At 47.4% G+C, this 359-nt stretch carries 1 pseudogene; it reads left to right on the top strand.

The annotated features are described in order from the left end of the window. Positions 1-79: 79 nt before the first annotated feature. A pseudogene (secY, locus tag A3751_RS01665) lies at positions 80-359 on the top strand (preprotein translocase subunit SecY); the annotation flags it as partial.

Raw genomic sequence — 359 nt, 5'->3', positions numbered from 1 at the left:
GACTCAAGGGTTGAGGGTGACTAAAGGTGCTAAGGCTGCTATTGAGGCAGCCGGTGGTAAGGTCGAGGAATAATAAGTAATGGCTAAATCTCCTGCGATGCAAGGCGGATTCGGGAAGGGACTTGATGAACTCAAGTCTCGGCTTTGGTTCGTATTCTTGGCAATTATCGTCTATCGAATAGGTGCACACATTCCGGTCCCCGGAATTAACCCTGAGCGATTGGCTGCGTTGTTTGAACAGAATCAAGGTACTATTTTGAGCCTGTTCAACATGTTCTCTGGCGGTGCGTTAGAGCGCATGAGTATCTTTGCTTTGGGGATTATGCCTTACATTTCGGCGTCTATTATCATGCAGTTGA

This window comes from Oleiphilus sp. HI0080 (assembly GCF_001635135.1).
Note: the sequence above shows the minus strand (reverse complement) of the source record. Positions and strands in the feature narration are given on the sequence as shown.